The sequence below is a fragment of the Psychrobacillus sp. FSL K6-1464 genome (assembly GCF_038003145.1).
GTDB classification, from domain to species: domain Bacteria; phylum Bacillota; class Bacilli; order Bacillales_A; family Planococcaceae; genus Psychrobacillus; species Psychrobacillus psychrotolerans.
The window spans coordinates 2912099-2928381 of sequence record NZ_JBBOOP010000001.1; the positions used below are offsets into that span (position 1 = coordinate 2912099).

The following is a 16283-nucleotide window of genomic DNA, read 5'->3' on the forward strand; positions in this document are numbered from 1 at the left end:
CCATATTTAGTGAAGATTCGGCAGTGTGAGGCGCGGAGCTTTAACAAATAATATGGAACAAATGAAAGCTGCTACTAAAAATACAGGAATCATATAAGTAGAATTATAGATCAACGAATACAAAATAACATTTTGCTCACCAGCAAATTCACCAAAGAATAGAATACCTGAAGTTACGTGTGCTAAATAACGAAGAAAAGCTGCGATGAACGTTCCCAAGACAACTGCTCTAACCATTTTCATTTTATCCTTTTGTTCAAATGCATGTAAAAACGCAGGTCTCAGAAAACCAGCAAAACCAGCTACCATAAATGCGATGAAATAATCTATTGCTACTTGTGCTATCACTATTTCAAATGATAAGGGAGCTGCGTAAAAACGGCCTGTAACGACTTGTAATACACCTATTAAAAATCCAGTTGTTAAACCTGCTACAATACCACGACGAAAAGCCATTAAAATAACAGGTACTAAAACGAATGTAACTGATCCACCTTGCGGCATTCCAAAGCCGATCATATCTAAAACATATCCTAAAGCTGCAAAAATAGCGATTTCCATTAATATTAATACTCGATTATTCTTCATGACAATCCCCTTTTTTTGACCACAAAAAAAACGACCCCCGGGATAGACCCAGACATCGCGCGATTGTCAGTTTCCATCCACATCCCTACGCAAGTATTAACTTACAGGTTCGAAGGGTACTATCTCAGCCGTATCAACGGCGCCCCTTGTGGTTTGAATTATTTAGTTCGAGTTCATTGTAGCTGAATAGATAAAGTATTGCAACCTTCTTTTGTTCTTTTGTTATACTTGTAAAAACTATACGCGTAAGGGGATGTTTACATGATTACATTATTAAAAGATTTAATACGTATCAAAAGTGACACATTGGAAGGCGCAAATAATGCTTTGTTATTTTGTGAGAATTGGCTAGAGGAACGAGGTATTACTACTACGATCTTAAAGCATGAGGAAAAACTGATGCTTGTGGCAGTAATAGGAGACGGTGATAAATGTATGATTTGGAATGGTCACGTAGATGTTGTTCCAGGAGAAACTTCACAATTTCAGCCTTATATTGAGGGAGATTATTTATATGGTCGTGGAACAGCTGATATGAAAGCGGGAGTTGCAGCGATGATGCAAGCCTTTTATGAGCTATCTAAACAACCTGAAAATCTTGCTCAAAAAATCCAACTACATATCGTAACCGATGAGGAAACAGACGGAGAGACATCCAAATTTTTGGTCGATCAAGGATATATCGGTGACTTTGTTATATGCGGAGAACCTACCCATCTACAAATTGGCTTACAGGCAAAAGGAATTATCCAGTTTGATGTAATACTTAAGGGCAAATCTAGTCATGGCAGTCGTCCTTGGGAAGGAATAAATGCAATTGAACAAGCGTTTCTTTTTGACCAACAGCTTCGCAAACTTTCTTTTTTAACAGCAAGCAATGAGTTCTATGATTATCCTTCCTTAAACTTGGCAAAAATACAAGCAGGAGAACGATATAACGTAGTGCCCGATGAGTGCATAGTAAGTTATGATCTTCGTTACGTACCCGGACAAGATATGCATAGTATTCTTTTAGACCTCCAAACGTTGACGGAAGAATTTCCCAATAGTGAAATACAAGTGCACACTACCGCTCCTGCAGTAACAACTGAAGCTATTAACCCATATATCGAACGTATTGCTCAGGTCACTTCACAGTTTATAGGAAAACCTGCTGTGTTATTTGGGCAGCATGGAGCAGCTGATGCTCGCTTTTATGCAGAAACTGGAGCAGGCGCTATTGAGTTTGGACCAAGTGGTGGGGATTGGCATGGTGAAAAAGAATATGTATCTATTTCCTCTACGGAAACTTATAAAAACATCTTAGTCTCCTTAGGTAAAAGTGAGAAAAATATCATAATTTCGTAGGATATATTAGAAAGAATAGAGGTGATATAAACTGGATAATCCAAGAATTTTATCAGCACTTTCCTATTTTAGTGTTTTGTTTGCCCCCTTTTTATTGCCCATCATCGTTTATTTTGTCTCACAGGATTCTGAGGTTAAATATCATGCAAAAAAATCCTTAATCTCTCATATCATACCTGTTGTTTTATTAGTAATTTTGTTCATTAGTATCTTTTCAAGTTTTATGCCTTTTACAACTGGATATAATGAACAGCCTACCCTTTGGATGGCAGTGGGACCTTTAATACTAATCGGTATATATATGCTTGTGTATGTTATAGTAATGGTTTGGAATATTGTTCAAGGCATTAAAGTATTAAGATAACGTTTATTTATAGGCTCTTAAGGGTACATAATTATTAATAACGAAAGCCAAGGAGCGATTATGATGAAAGTAAAAAACTTAGTTAAAACAGCAATTAAATTTGCACCAATTGTTTATCCCATTATCCGCAAAGTGTTAAAATCTAAAAAAACTACTCGCTAAAAAACTGTCCTCCTAAATAAGGGGACAGTTTTTTTAGTATAGGAGGTGCTTTTGCGCAGCACTCATCAGTAAACTTGCAACTTTCTACCCCTATTTAAGCAACTTCCCCCAAGCGTCAATACAGCTAAGCATTTGGAAAGGTAAGCAACATGCTATATTAGTGGCTTCAATTCTGTTAATGAGTAGTAGTTGTCCATTCCCTCTGCCTTAGCTACAGGAGATTTTCCTTCTTCTTTACTAGCATTCAGAATTTGTTCAAACGATAGTGGATTCGGTGCTGGCAACTCACTTTGGGTCACAAATATTCCCTTGTTGTACTGTGAAAAAAATGCATTTGCCATAATACGATAACCTTCCATCGTTGGATGGACATCTGCAGGATTTGGTAATAATGTCGTTGCATTAACTCCAAATGTCTCTTCTACTGACACATAAGTTGCTCCATTTGCCTCTGATTGTTTTTTTAATATAAGCTGCAAACGGTCTAACTCTTTTTTAATACCACTCTTTTGCGACTCTCTGACATGAGGATAAGCAAAATAATAACCCATGACATAAATTTTTGCTTTTGGTGTTAGTACTTGCACTTCTTTAATAATCTGCGCTATATTTTTTCGCGTATTATTTAAAGCAAAATCAGCTGAAATTTGTTGATATGCTACAGAACCACTCGTTGAATTCACTTGTACCATTTGTAGCAAATCATTTGCTCCTGCGGATATCGTAACTAACGTAGCCTTCTTCAGCAACTCTTTCGCTTCATCTGTCTGAATACTCTCAAGAACATCTGCTGTTGTATATCCTGGAAATGCTAATGCTTTTGAATAGAAAGCCAGCTGTCCTGTTGTAGTTAGTTTCTGAGCGATTAAGTCTGTATAACCAGTATCGATGGCACGATTTGGTGTTTGACCGGCTGCCAAAGAATCGCCAAGTGCTATATAGACTTCAGTTCCCTTTGCATCTACTGTGATAGAGCCAAATGAGATAAACAGAATGATTAAAGTACCAAGCATTTTTTTCAAACTACTCACTCCTTAAAAAGCCCATGCTCCTTTTTTGAATATAGGCTCCATTGATCCATCTGCTAATTCTCCCATAATATCCATGTCGCCACTACCAATCATAAAGTCTTCATGCACAATGGAGGTGTTAATACCCATAGCTTCTAATTCACTATGAGTTAAGCCACGAGCACCTTCCACACAGGTAGGGTATGCTTCTCCAATTGCAAAATGGTTGGAGGCATTTTCATCAAATAAGGTGTTAAAGAATAATACATTCGAAGCGGAAATAGGTGATTCATGTGGCACTAAAGCAATCTCGCCTAAATACTTTGCTCCCTCATCTGTTCCAATTAACTCTTGCAATAGTTTCTCACCAGTTGCAGCTTTAATAGAAGTAATCTTCCCATTTTCAAAAGTCAAAGTAAAATCATCTATTACATTTCCTTGATAAACAAATGGCTTTGTATTTTTCACGTAGCCATTTACACCTGTTTTAAGTGGTGCAGTATATACTTCTTCTGTTGGCATATTTGCTATAAATGGTGTGTTTTGACCATTTTTACTAGCTCCGGACATCCAAATATGTTCTTTTGGAAGTTCCACTTGAATATCTGTTCCTTCTGCTTTATAGTGTAGCTTTTTGAAATGCTTATTATTTAGTAGTGCCGCTCTACTTTCCAAGTTATCAATATGTTCTTTCCACTGTTGAACTGCTGTGCCTTCGCCGATGCGCACAACTTGGAATATTAACTCCCAAAGGGCTTGCATTTGTTCTTCAGGCTTCAGATCAGGGAAAACTTTGGCAGCCCATTTCTCTGAAGGCATTGCAACGATGGACCATGTAATTACATCATTCATCACAGCTTTTCGATAATTTTCTAACGCTTTCCCACTTGCCTTTTGAAAGCTTGAAATACGGTCAATCGAAACACCTTCTAGTAGATCTGGGTTATCCGCGTCAATCCATAATAATGCGCCTTTATTTTCGATTAACTCGTCGCGCTGCATAGCAGCCCACTTAGGAAATTCATGGAACGCTTCATCTGGAGCAAAATCATAAAATGCGCGTGCATTTACTTCATCTGTATAGTTGACATCTACTCTTTTTGCGCCAGCTTCATAAGCTTTTTTCACTATTAATCGTGTAAATTCAATTGTATCTGTCGTCGTATTTATAAGAAGTGGTTGGTTCGGCTGTATATTCAGGCCAACCTTCACTACTAATTCTGCATACTCTTCAAGCTTTTGTTGAAAATCCATCTTTATTTCCCCTTTTGACTAATAGTTTTAGATGTCCCCTCGATTAACTCTCCGCGATACCATACTTTTTGAATTGGCTTTTTAGGAAGCTCTTTTGTCCACTTTTTAAAAGTCTTTTCATCGGAATAAGTTAATAATGTCATTACCTCTCCATCAGCACCCGCACGACCTGTGCGTCCTGAACGATGTAAGTATTGTTCCACTGAATGTGGTACATCTACATGGATTACATGAGTAAGTCCAGATATATCTAATCCTCTTGCTGCCACATCTGTAGCAATTAGTAAACTTACTTTACCGCTTTTAAAATCATCTAATGCTTTCTTCCGTTCATCCTTTTTCATTTCAGAATGTAGGGATACAATCGGCGCATCTCTATAAGAAAGTTTTGCATCCTTCATTAATAGCTGATCTAAACTATTTACAAAAGCAAGGCCTCGCATACCTTTCAAGTAAGATATTCTACGCAGTAATTCAGTTTTATCACGAGGTTCTGTCTTCACGAAACTATGGATAACTTCCCCTTGCGAAGGAATATCTTCTGCTGCTACTTGAATACGCACAGGATTCTTCATCATACGTTCCGCAACTAGTTCTATTTCTTCTGTGATTGTTGCAGAAGTTACTATTAGTTGGCTTTCGACAGTTGCATCAACTAAACTTTTTACAGTTGTGCGATGTTCTCTGCTCAGAAGTTGGTCTCCTTCATCTAGGACAACGATGTTTATTTCATGCATTTTTAGTTTTTTCGTTTTTACTAGTTCTTGCAATCTACCAGGGGTTCCAACAACAATTGTCGGTTTCTTTTTAAGTACATCAATTTGTCTGTGAATATTTGCTCCACCAATTAATTGTGCAACTGAAATGTCTGTACCTTTCACCCATTCACGAAAAACCTCTACAATTTGCATTCCAAGTTCTTGAGAAGGAATGATTACCATTGCCTGAATATGTTTTTTGGTAGGGTCAACCATCTGCAAGATTGGAAGTACATAAGCAAGCGTTTTTCCCGTTCCTGTTGGAGATTCTGCAACAATATCAGAGCCATCCAGCATATGTGGGATTAATTGAGATTGTATAGGCATTGGTGATGCAAAATTTGCATCCTGCCATTTGTTTTGTAATGTTTCATTTAAGTTAGTTATAAAAGTCAAATTTGTTTCCACCTTATCCGTATTTAAGTCAAGTGTACCATATTTTTTATATCGACTATTATTTATAGATTATAGAGATTTAGATAAAAAAAAGTGCCTGTTAAAAAGGCACTTATTTACTTTCCTCTTCAGTTGTATATTCCTTCATTAATTCATAAAAATTCAACTCATATAATTGTCTTCCATCAATTTTATATACACCTTTATTTACAAATTCTTCAATAATTCCATCACGTTTTTGTTCTGTTTGTGATTCTTTTATCATCATCATGTTAATGTCTCCTTGCAAATTTTATTCCATTGTATTTTACCCATCCTAAGGTTTAATAAACTTGTCTTTTCATTCTTTTGAAAGCACCCGTAAATGATGGGAAAGCTTTACGAACAAAGTAATAGCATACATAGCCTAGAAATGTCCCAAGTGTATTCAGCCACAAATCATCCACGTCACTACTCCTACTTTGTGGAATCTGCATAATTTCAATAAATAAGGAGATACATAATCCCACAAATACAGGTAATATAAAAAGTTCCATCCTTTTAAATAGTAAAGGTAGAAGAAATCCAATTGGCATAAATAGAATGATATTACCAAGGAAGTTTATATAAAATGGTTGCCAAAAACCTAGGTATACAACTGACTTGTAGGTTTCTTCCACAACACGGAATAACTCCAAATTTACACCAGTAGTATAGGCAGGTACGTCCCCTACTTTAGGTATTATTGTTTGAGAAAAAAGACCAACAAGTACTGAGAAAAACACTAATATTCCAATCTCATGTAAAGTCTCTTTAAGCTTAAATCCTCTCTTCTTCCAACGAAATAGTCGCCAAATGACGATCAATGGAAAGGCAATCCCTATAAAAAATAACATATCATCTAAATAATTTATGATTACATACATCTACTCACCTTCAAATAACTCTTCTAAAAATTTTTCCCTATGATCTAAAAAATACTTTGTAATTTGATAATGCGCTGTCAGTTCATAATCGATTTCCTCAATTTGTCCTTCATCAAAACTTAGGATCGTCGCTTCAGGATATCCTAATAATATTGGAGAGTGTGTTGCAATGATAAACTGGCAATTCTGTTCTTTGATCAAATCATGCATGATACGTAAAAATGCCAATTGTCTCTGCGGTGATAATGCTGCCTCTGGTTCGTCTAACAGATAAATAGCCCTACCATTAAATCGATTTTTAAATAACGACAAAAATGACTCACCATGAGATTGCTCATGAAGGGATTTTCCACCATAACTGTCTAACACACCAAGGCCAGGATTTTCTCTTTCCAGTTCATCCAGATGTGAAGCAAACTGATAATAGGATTCTGCACGTAAAAAGAAACCACTAGTTACTTTGGGCATCCAAGAAAGTCTTAGATATTTCCCCAATGCACTTTCTGCAGCATCTACATCATAAAGGTTATTTCGACTTCCTCCAGCAGTATTAAACTCACATTTATCTGCAATTCCTTCTAATAATGTCGATTTCCCAGTCCCGTTCTCTCCCACAAAGAAAGTGACAGGAGAAGTTAACTCTAATTCATTAAAGTTACTAATTGCAGGAATGGTGAATGGATACTGCCTTTCCATTTGCGGCTCTTTGAAAAGGGTCACTCTATTTAAAAACATATGATTCCTCTCCCACTCATATCATAAATTATTACTTCTGAAGAAAGGTTGTTTGCCTTGGATCTACCTATTCGTATAGAAACGAAATATATTAAGAAAAGTTCGCCAAAAATTAACGTGTATTATCCTATAGTAACTAATCTACCCAATCCTGCCGTTGAAAAAAAGATTAATGCAGATATTATTCATGAACTAAACAAGCTTTTAATCGAACAAGGATTTTACAGTGAACATTTAGTTGAAATGGTCGGTACCTATGAGATTAAAACGAATGAACGCGGCGTTCTCAGCTTAAGTTTAACTGTCTATTCGTTTACAGGTGGTGCCCATGGTCTAACAATTACGAAATCACTCACCTTTGATGTCAAGACTGGGAAGCAGTATGGACTAAGTGAATTGTTTAAGCCAGACAGCAATTATGTAAAAGTCCTCTCTGACATGATTGAAAAGAAAATTGTCGAGTGGGATGTACCTCTATTAGAGGATTTTACACAAATACGAAGTGATCAAGATTTTTATATAGCGGATCATTCACTTGTCATTTATTTTCAAGTGTATGAATGGACTCCGTATGTATACGGCTTCCCCTATTTTCCAATTACCATTAAAGATATAGAAAATCTTATTCGTGAAGGTGGTATTCTTGAAAAAATGATTCCATTCTAGTGACACACTCTCTTTAGTACGGTAAAGTATTATATAAATACGTACTGGGGGTTTATGGGAATGAAAAAAGCAATTTTCTTTGACTTAGATGATACTTTACTATGGGACAATAAAAGTGTGTCCACTGCGTTTCACAAAACATGCGTATATGCAGCCACTCAGGTTAATGTGGATCCATTTGCTCTAGAACAAGCCGTACGTTCAGAGGCAAGCACATTGTACGATACATATGAAACACGTGCTTACACTAAAATGATCGGCATTAATCCTTTTGAAGGGCTATGGGGAACTTTTGACGATCCTTCTGAAGACTTTCAAAAGATGAAAGCTATCATACCCGAATATCAGCGTTTAGCTTGGACGAAGGGATTAGAGCAGTTAGGGATTAATAATGAAGAATTAGGCAGAGAGCTGGCGGAGTATTTCCCACGAATGCGAAAAGAAAGCCCCTTTGTATATGAAGAAACCTATGAAGTATTAGACCAACTAAAAGAAAAGTATTCATTATTATTAATGACAAACGGTTCACCAAGTCTTCAAAACACTAAATTAGAAATCACACCGGAGATTGCTCCATATTTTGATCATATCCTTATCTCTGGATCCTTCGGTAAAGGAAAGCCTGATCCATCCATTTTTGAACATGCCTTAGAGATGGTAGGATTATCGGCAGAAGAAGTATTGATGGTCGGTGATAACTTAATGACCGACATATTGGGCTCTTCTAAGGTTGGCATTCAATCTGTGTGGATTAACCGCGAGGAAAAACCGGCCAGTGAAGAAGTAAAACCTACATATACAATTGAAAACTTGCGAGAGCTTTTAACATTGCTCTCTTTATAAAAACGGACAAAAAACACTCGGTACTTTAAGGTAAAGACCTGTTTCTATCGCTTTCGAAGCGCTTTGGACAGACTTGTTGCTATACTTTAAGCTAATTTTTGAAGGGTGGTCGTGACTAACGTCACGACCACCACTTCTTTTTCCGGTAATCTTATGGCATTCCTTTCTCAAAAAAGGCATCAATTACTTCTGCTTTTTTTATGTTCATAACGTGCAGCCCCAAGTTAGTTTTAAGTCCAACATTTTGGGTGCACATCAAGTGAGAAAGTTGAGACCCCGCAGGAGCGTAGCAAACGAGGAGGCTCGACCTCGCCCGCGGAGGACAACAGGAGGTTGGTCACAAAGGCATTGCCACAGGACGTGGCGCACTTAGCCTTTGTTCTCCACCTGAAACGGAAATCAGTAGTATCATTGTATAGATCTTATTCTTCATAATACCTAGATAGATGAACTCACTGCACTAAATTTTATACTCTTCTTCTATTAAGAAAAGGTGGATCCTCGACATTTAATTGTCGTGAATCCACCTTTTTATTTTATAGATCAATCGGTGTTGCTTCAAAGATATCTTCTAATGCCTTAAGCTGCTCAACACCTGACTCTTCCACATGCTTATCAATTGAAATCATCATAATCGCATCTCCACCTACTTCAGAACGACCCACTTGCATCGCTGCGATATTGATACCTTCCGAAGCAAGCAGTGTTCCTACGCGACCAATAGCACCCGGTTGGTCTTTATGACGGATGAATAATAAGTAACCAGATGGAACTACATCTACGATAAAGTCATCTACACGTACGATACGGCCACCTAGACCATTTAATAATGTGCCTGCTACTTTTCTTGTTCCAGTCGCTGTTTTCATTTCAACCGTTATTAAACTTGTAAAACCTTTGGACTTGGAAGTTTTTAATTCGTTTACTGTAATGCCCAAACGGTCTGCAAGGAATTTCGCATTTACATCATTTACTGATTCCCCTAATTTGCTTTTCAGTAGACCTTTTATAGCATTACGTGATAATGGACGAGTGTCTAGATTTGCCAATTCCCCAGAATAAGTAATATTGACCTCCTCAGGTACTCCATCCGCAAGATCGCTTAGGAATGAACCTAATTGCTCCGCTAGATTAAAGAATGGCTCAATTTTAGCTAGGACATCCTTTGGTACAGAAGAAAGGTTAACAGGATTCTTTACTGTCCCATTTTGTAAAAAGCTCACAACGTCATAAGACACATCAATTGCTACAATCTCTTGTGCTTCTATCGTACTAGCACCTAAATGGGGTGTTGCAATAACCTGTGGAAGTGTTAATAATTTATGCTCCACAAAAGGTTCTTCCTCAAATACATCCAGTGCAGCACCTGCAACTTTACCTGACATGATAGCATCATATAATGCATCTTCGTCGATAATTCCACCTCGAGCACAGTTAATAATTTGAACCCCGTCTTTCATTTTTTCAAAAGCTTCTTTATTTATTAAGTGACGAGTTTCTTTCAATAGAGGCGTATGTACTGTTATAAAGTCTGCCGCTTTGATCACCTCTTCTACTGTACCAAACTGAACTCCTAGTTTCTCCGCTTTTTCAGCTGTTAAAAATGGATCATAGGCAATAACATTCATACGTTGCCCTTTTGCACGGAAAGCAACCTCCTGCCCAATTCTTCCGAAGCCTAGAACACCTAATGTTTTGTTCTTCACTTCTACGCCGATAAAAGTTTTGCGATCCCACTTTTTATTTTTCAAGGAATGGAAGGCTTGTGGGATATTGCGCGCAAGCGACATAAGCATAGCAATAGAATGTTCTGCAGCTGAGTTCGTATTTCCATCAGGAGCATTAACAACGATGATCCCACGCTCTGTTGCAGCAGTTAAGTCGATGTTATCCACCCCAACTCCTGCACGACCAATAATTTTCAAATTAGTTCCTTTTTCAATAATTTCTCGAGTAACCTGTGTTTGGCTACGAACTAACAATGCATCAAACCCACCAATTTTTTCGCCAAGTTGTTCTGGAGTTAATGAAGTATCAACAACGATATTAAATCCTTCTGCATTTCTTAACGGGAAAATACCATCTTCGCTTAGTGGATCACTGATTAAGATATTAAATGTCATATGAATCTTCTCCTTTTATTACTATATTTTTGTACGATTATTTAGCATCAAATGAAATACCAGTACTCCTCCTTATTTTAAAAACATAAAAAAGCCCTCCACTCCCTACAAACATGTAAGGGGCGAAGAGCTTATACACTCACGCGGTACCACCCAAATTTTACTGCAATCATCTCGCAGATTCTCAATTAGTATGCTTAACGCGCATTTCACGGATGAACCTAAATCCTCTGTTTTCAGTCCACCAATTCTAGAGTGCTACTCTACAAACAAAATCACTGATTTACACCAACCATCAGCTCTCTGAAGATCTCAAATTGTAAAGTCTATCTCCGTCAAAATTGTTTACGCTTTATTGAATTAAACTCATCATACTCACCAGTAGACTAATTGTCAATATAGTCAAAATACTTGAAAACGCTATCATTTTTATTTGTGTCAAAAAAACATCGATATAATGCCGTTTAACAATCCAAAAAAATATTTAAAATATTTTTAATTCGTGTTCTAATGATATAATCATTAAAAATATAATTAATATATGTAATTTAAATGTAAAGACGAACTTTTTTTATTTTAATTCAATTAAAGTTCGTATATATAAAAATATATTTTTAAAAAAGCTATAAAGTTATTGACCTTAAAGATTTTAATTTGTACACTGTATAAAACCATTTGTTTTTCCTGTGAGTACAATAACATTAAATTATAAGGATTTGATTAGATGAAAGTAAGTAAATTTGGTGGAACATCTGTTGCAAGTGCAATCCAAATTAAAAAAGTAGCTGCAATAGTTAAAGCAGATCCATCTCGAAAATTCATTGTTGTATCTGCACCAGGTAAACGCTACGATACCGATAAAAAAGTAACGGACTTACTAATTGAATTGGCAATCGCTGCTATACATAAAGAAGAAGTAGAAGAAAAACTATTCAAAGTCTTGGATCGCTATAAAGAAATCGCACAAGGCCTAGAACTAGATGATACAATTTGTAACGTTATTGAAGAGGACCTACGTTCACGTATTAACAAAGACCAAAGTATTCTTGAATTATTTGTAGACAATATTAAAGCAAGTGGAGAAGATAATAATGCAAAACTAATTTCCGCTTATTTCACTAGCATTGGTCTCGATTCTCAATATATTAACCCGAGGACTGCAGGGTTGCTTGTAAATGATCTTCCTGAACGAGCACAAGCGTTACCACAGGCATATGACAATCTATATGCACTAAACCACCTTTCTGGCGTTGTTGTATTCCCCGGCTTTTTTGGGTTTACACCTAATGGCACTCTGCGCACATTCGATCGTGGTGGATCTGATATCACCGGTTCTATCCTTGCAGCAGCAGTGAAAGCCGATTTATACGAAAACTTTACGGATGTCGATTCTGTGTTTTGCGCTAATCCTAAAGTAGTGAACCATCCTGCTGAAATTGAAGAAATCACATACCGTGAAATGCGAGAGCTTTCCTACGCTGGCTTCTCTGTTTTTCATGATGAAGCATTAATGCCTGTATTTAAAAGTGGCATTCCAGTATGTATTAAAAATACAAATAACCCATCAGCTCCTGGAACGAAAATAGTAGCTAAACGTAAAAACAACAAGCGCCCAGTAACTGGAATTTCCGCTGATAACGGTTTTTCTATTTTATATGTAAGTAAGTATTTGATGAACCGAGAAATCGGATTTGGTCGTAAGCTGCTTCAAATTTTAGAAGAAGAGCATATTTCTTATGAACACACACCATCTGGATTAGACGATATTTCTGTTATTGTACGTAGTCATCAACTTGACCCAGAGAAAGAAGCACGTATTATGAGTCGAGTATTGAACGAACTTAAAGCAGATGATGTCCACTTCCGCCATCATTTTTCCATGATTGTAATTGTAGGAGAAGGTATGAACAATAGTACAGGACTGGCAGCACGTGCTGCATCCGCTATTGCAAATACTGGAGCAAATATTGAAATGATTAACCAAGGATCTTCTGAGGTCAGTCTGTCATTTGGTGTTCAAGAAAGTAGTGAGAACAAAATTCTGCGTGCATTATACAATGAATTTTTCTCAGCAGTAACAGTTGGTTATTGAATAGCGGATAAAAATGACATGGGTCCTTTTAGATTAAAACCTCTTCGAAGGACACTTTGAATAGACGTTTTGCTATATAGTTACTGAGTAAATTTTTAGGGATGCTAGTTAATTGTGATATCCACCACAATTAACTAGCATCCCTTTTTACCGGTATATATAACTTAATACACTTATTAAAATGATATTAACTGGTTTAAACCATTCGTTTTCATATAGTGAATGAGGGTCATCTGCTCATTTACCTTCCATTCATCACCAGTCTTCACATAGCCCATTTTCTCATATAAGTAACAATTTCTTTGTTCTTGCTTAATTGTATCTAGTTCCCACTTTATCGCATGTGGATACATGCCCTCAATACGGCTCATGACTTCTTGGGCTATACCTTTCCCTTGAAATTCCTCGAGAATATTAATCATGTGTAATCTCATCACCCCTGGCGACTTCGGATATACATGAACACTCCCTACCAACAATTCATCTTTTAAGATTTTAAAATAGTCCCCTGTCTGTAACCGTTCATTAAACCTTTCAAACGTCTGGAAAACAGGACTAGTATCATGGTCTTGGTATTTTTCATAGATAGGTTGAAACACTTTTTTTTGTAATGTAAATAGTTCAGAAGCGTCTGATAAACTAGCTTTCCTTAGAGAAATAGAAGACTTACTTATTTCAAAAAGCGCTTCTAAAAGATGATAGGGGATAAAATCTCCACTTTTAACCAGTTCATATATTTCATCGATTGATGCCCATTTAGCATCCGCTACCTCTTCGTATTGTAAATTTAATAGATCCGCCTCTATTTCTTGTTTGACTAGCCAATGGTCATCAAAACCACGAGAAAACTTTACAGTGAATATCAGCTCTGCGTGTTCCATTTGCAACTCAATGCCTAATTCTTCTTTCGTTTCACGAATAGCACCCATTTCACTAGTTTCTCCTACAAGAACAGCCCCTGCTGCAGCACAATCCCACATACTTGGCCACCCTTTTTTCCACGGCTGACGCTGTTGAATAAGAAATTGACCTTTTTCATTCATGATCCATACATGAACTACTTGATGAAAGTCACCCTCCATCATCTCATTTCCTCTTATCCAAATCTTTCCCGTACTCTCTCTGAACTCATTCATAATATCCCAACGTTCCATTTCTACACCCTCTTTACACCTTATTCGTTACAAATAGTATATCATTCAAGCATCTTAGTTTTAATCATGTTTGACAATTATTTTCATGTGTGAGATAATACCTTAGTTAACATTTGGTACGACATAGTTTTTCGATATTGGCATTCTGCTATATGTGTTTTTGATAATACTTATTCACACTGGAGCGGCTATAGGGTCGCAAGGACGTAAAAGAAGGTAGGGTTTACGTTGCTTAGGTTAGAAGGCAACCAGTGGAACAATTTACCGCGGCATTGAAAGGTTTCTTTCATGGAAATTATTCCCCGAGCTTTTCGGGATGAAAATTTTAAAATTCAAAAGTTATGTTATACCTATACAAAATCAAGGGGTGTTCTCATTATGAGAGCGCCCCTTGTCCAATTTATCCAGCTATTTCTTTTTTTCGTTTGTTGTATTCTTTGAACATCAGCAAATAGATGAATCCACTCAGTAAAGCTAAAGCTGCAAGTATCGCGAATGTCCACGTAAACCCAATCCAAGCTACTAGCGGAAATACTAAGGGTGCAATTGTTCTACCAATAGTATAGCGGAGACTTGCCGCCGCAAAATATTGTCCCCTCATATCGTCAGGAGCTAATTTGGACACAAAGCTTTCCTGTAATCCAACTGTTGCTAATTCTCCTAAAGTAAAGATTGCCATCGCTATTAAGAAAACCCAGAAGTTCGCTGTCATCGGGAATATAATCATTGCCACTGCGTATAAAAACGAAGATAGAAAAAACACCCACTTCTCCGGATATTTTGTCATCCACCTTGTAACAATTACCGTAAACAGTACTACTAATAATCCGTTTTCGGAAAGAAGAATACCAAACGAGCCTTCTCCTGTTACAGACCATTCCCTATTAAAAAGAGTACCAAGCACTTGCTTGTCGATAACCTCTTTCATATAAACTGGTATCAGCATATCCAATTGCATATAGGTTTGTCCTAGTAAAATACCTGCTATAACGAATAAGAAGAAAACCTTATCCTTTACGATTAATCCGTAAGTTTTAACCTGAGTAACAATCACCTGAGTCCAATTATTCGACCCGCTCGCCATCTTAGCCTTCATATCGTCGGGCAAAGTTTCTTCCGTTAAAAATCTAATTGCCAAACCAACGATACAGAAAATAATTCCCGAAACTAATAAAAGTATAAAACGGTGATTAAAGAATAATACCGCCCCAACTATTGGACCAATTACTACCGAAATATTTATAGATGTATAGAACACCGAAAATACAGTGCTTCGGTCTTTTTCCGGCACAACATCCGCGACAATAGCTTGACTTGCAGGATGATATAACGACCCTGCCATCCCCGCAATCGTAAAGGCTACAAAGCTTAGCATCGGTGAATCTAACCAGGGGGAGTTCGCAAACGCAAATAATATGAATGCCACCCCTTCTGCTATTGCTGAGAAAAACAGCATTGTCCGGCGACCAAATCTATCCGCACAATAGCCCCCTACCAAATTAGCTCCTACTGAAAAAACTTGCGATGCAACTAGTAAAACCCCTGCCATACTCGTGCCAAATTCATCAGCAAAATAAATAGCTAAAAAGGGAAATACCATCCAAAAGCTTAAATTACTAAAAAACTCCCCAAACAAACGGACCTGTAAACTACGATCCCAATCTCTTATTCTCATTCTATATCCCCACAACTCATAGTTTAGATTAGACTATACTACCACATTACTTCGCTTTTCGAAATAGTTATTTTAAAAGAGCTAAACCACGATTAACTATTTCTGAAAAAGCCCATTGAACAGCTAATATAGCCCTTAAATTTTCTCATATAGCCCTTATGTTTCAGTAATGGGCTCAAAGACCAATATAGCCCTTAATGTTTCGCAAATA

15 protein-coding genes, 1 riboswitch and 1 other annotated feature are annotated in these 16283 nt (G+C 37.0%); of the genes, 5 read left to right on the forward strand and 10 right to left on the reverse strand.

All coding sequences use genetic code 11. The annotated features are described in order from the left end of the window. Positions 1-6 precede the first annotated feature (6 nt). Positions 7-588, reverse strand: a complete 582-nt coding sequence (thiT, locus tag MKX39_RS14830) for an energy-coupled thiamine transporter ThiT (protein ID WP_093538141.1) — start codon at positions 586-588, stop codon at positions 7-9. A 65-nt stretch (positions 589-653) separates the two neighbouring features. After that, a riboswitch (TPP riboswitch) is annotated at positions 654-745 on the reverse strand. A gap of 104 nt (positions 746-849) precedes the next feature. On the opposite strand from thiT, the gene MKX39_RS14835 reads away from it, so the two are divergent. Further along, positions 850-1935 (forward strand): M20 family metallopeptidase, encoded by a 1086-nt coding sequence (locus MKX39_RS14835; protein ID WP_340770079.1) that lies wholly within the window; start codon positions 850-852, stop codon positions 1933-1935. A gap of 31 nt (positions 1936-1966) precedes the next feature. Then, complete coding sequence (locus tag MKX39_RS14840; RefSeq protein ID WP_093538139.1) at positions 1967-2299, forward strand: DUF4870 domain-containing protein; 333 nt, start codon at positions 1967-1969, stop codon at positions 2297-2299. Positions 2300-2613: 314 nt separating this feature from the next. On the opposite strand, the gene MKX39_RS14845 is transcribed toward MKX39_RS14840, so the two are convergent. The 6 genes from MKX39_RS14845 to MKX39_RS14870 all read right to left on the reverse strand — a co-directional run bounded on the left by MKX39_RS14845 (position 2614) and on the right by MKX39_RS14870 (position 7519). Then, positions 2614-3474, reverse strand: coding sequence for an SGNH/GDSL hydrolase family protein (locus MKX39_RS14845; RefSeq protein WP_340771460.1), 861 nt, complete (start codon positions 3472-3474; stop codon positions 2614-2616). Positions 3475-3495: 21 nt separating this feature from the next. Next, positions 3496-4725, reverse strand: coding sequence for an aminopeptidase (locus MKX39_RS14850; protein WP_340763367.1), 1230 nt, complete (start codon positions 4723-4725; stop codon positions 3496-3498). 2 nt (positions 4726-4727) lie between these two features. After that, a complete protein-coding gene (locus MKX39_RS14855; protein ID WP_093538137.1) occupies positions 4728-5879 on the reverse strand; it encodes a DEAD/DEAH box helicase in 1152 nt (383 codons plus the stop codon). Positions 5880-5991: 112 nt separating this feature from the next. Continuing rightward, positions 5992-6150 (reverse strand): Fur-regulated basic protein FbpA, encoded by a 159-nt coding sequence (locus tag MKX39_RS14860; RefSeq protein ID WP_139219931.1) that lies wholly within the window; start codon positions 6148-6150, stop codon positions 5992-5994. A gap of 52 nt (positions 6151-6202) precedes the next feature. Beyond that, positions 6203-6784, reverse strand: a complete 582-nt coding sequence (locus tag MKX39_RS14865; protein ID WP_093538136.1) for a VanZ family protein — start codon at positions 6782-6784, stop codon at positions 6203-6205. Then, positions 6785-7519 (reverse strand): AAA family ATPase, encoded by a 735-nt coding sequence (locus MKX39_RS14870; RefSeq protein WP_093538135.1) that lies wholly within the window; start codon positions 7517-7519, stop codon positions 6785-6787. A 57-nt stretch (positions 7520-7576) separates the two neighbouring features. On the opposite strand from MKX39_RS14870, the gene MKX39_RS14875 reads away from it, so the two are divergent. Then, the gene (locus tag MKX39_RS14875; protein ID WP_093538134.1) at positions 7577-8185 is read left to right on the forward strand and encodes a DUF3298 and DUF4163 domain-containing protein; all 609 of its coding nucleotides are present in this window, start codon (positions 7577-7579) and stop codon (positions 8183-8185) included. 60 nt (positions 8186-8245) lie between these two features. Further along, positions 8246-9028, forward strand: coding sequence for an HAD family hydrolase (locus MKX39_RS14880; RefSeq protein ID WP_340770084.1), 783 nt, complete (start codon positions 8246-8248; stop codon positions 9026-9028). 536 nt (positions 9029-9564) lie between these two features. Here the strand turns inward: MKX39_RS14880 and serA are convergent. After that, positions 9565-11151, reverse strand: a complete 1587-nt coding sequence (serA, locus tag MKX39_RS14885) for a phosphoglycerate dehydrogenase (protein WP_340770086.1) — start codon at positions 11149-11151, stop codon at positions 9565-9567. Between the two features lie 115 nt (positions 11152-11266). Further along, positions 11267-11499: a binding site (T-box leader), on the reverse strand. Positions 11500-11875: 376 nt separating this feature from the next. On the opposite strand from serA, the gene MKX39_RS14890 reads away from it, so the two are divergent. Next, a complete protein-coding gene (locus MKX39_RS14890) occupies positions 11876-13243 on the forward strand; it encodes an aspartate kinase (protein ID WP_340770088.1) in 1368 nt (455 codons plus the stop codon). 176 nt (positions 13244-13419) lie between these two features. Here MKX39_RS14890 and MKX39_RS14895 read toward each other — a convergent pair whose 3' ends face one another. Further along, positions 13420-14397: a GNAT family N-acetyltransferase gene (locus MKX39_RS14895; RefSeq protein WP_340770090.1), complete on the reverse strand. Its 978-nt coding sequence runs from the start codon at positions 14395-14397 to the stop codon at positions 13420-13422. Positions 14398-14797: 400 nt separating this feature from the next. Then, positions 14798-16072 (reverse strand): MDR family MFS transporter, encoded by a 1275-nt coding sequence (locus MKX39_RS14900; RefSeq protein ID WP_093538130.1) that lies wholly within the window; start codon positions 16070-16072, stop codon positions 14798-14800. Positions 16073-16283: the final 211 nt, after the last annotated feature.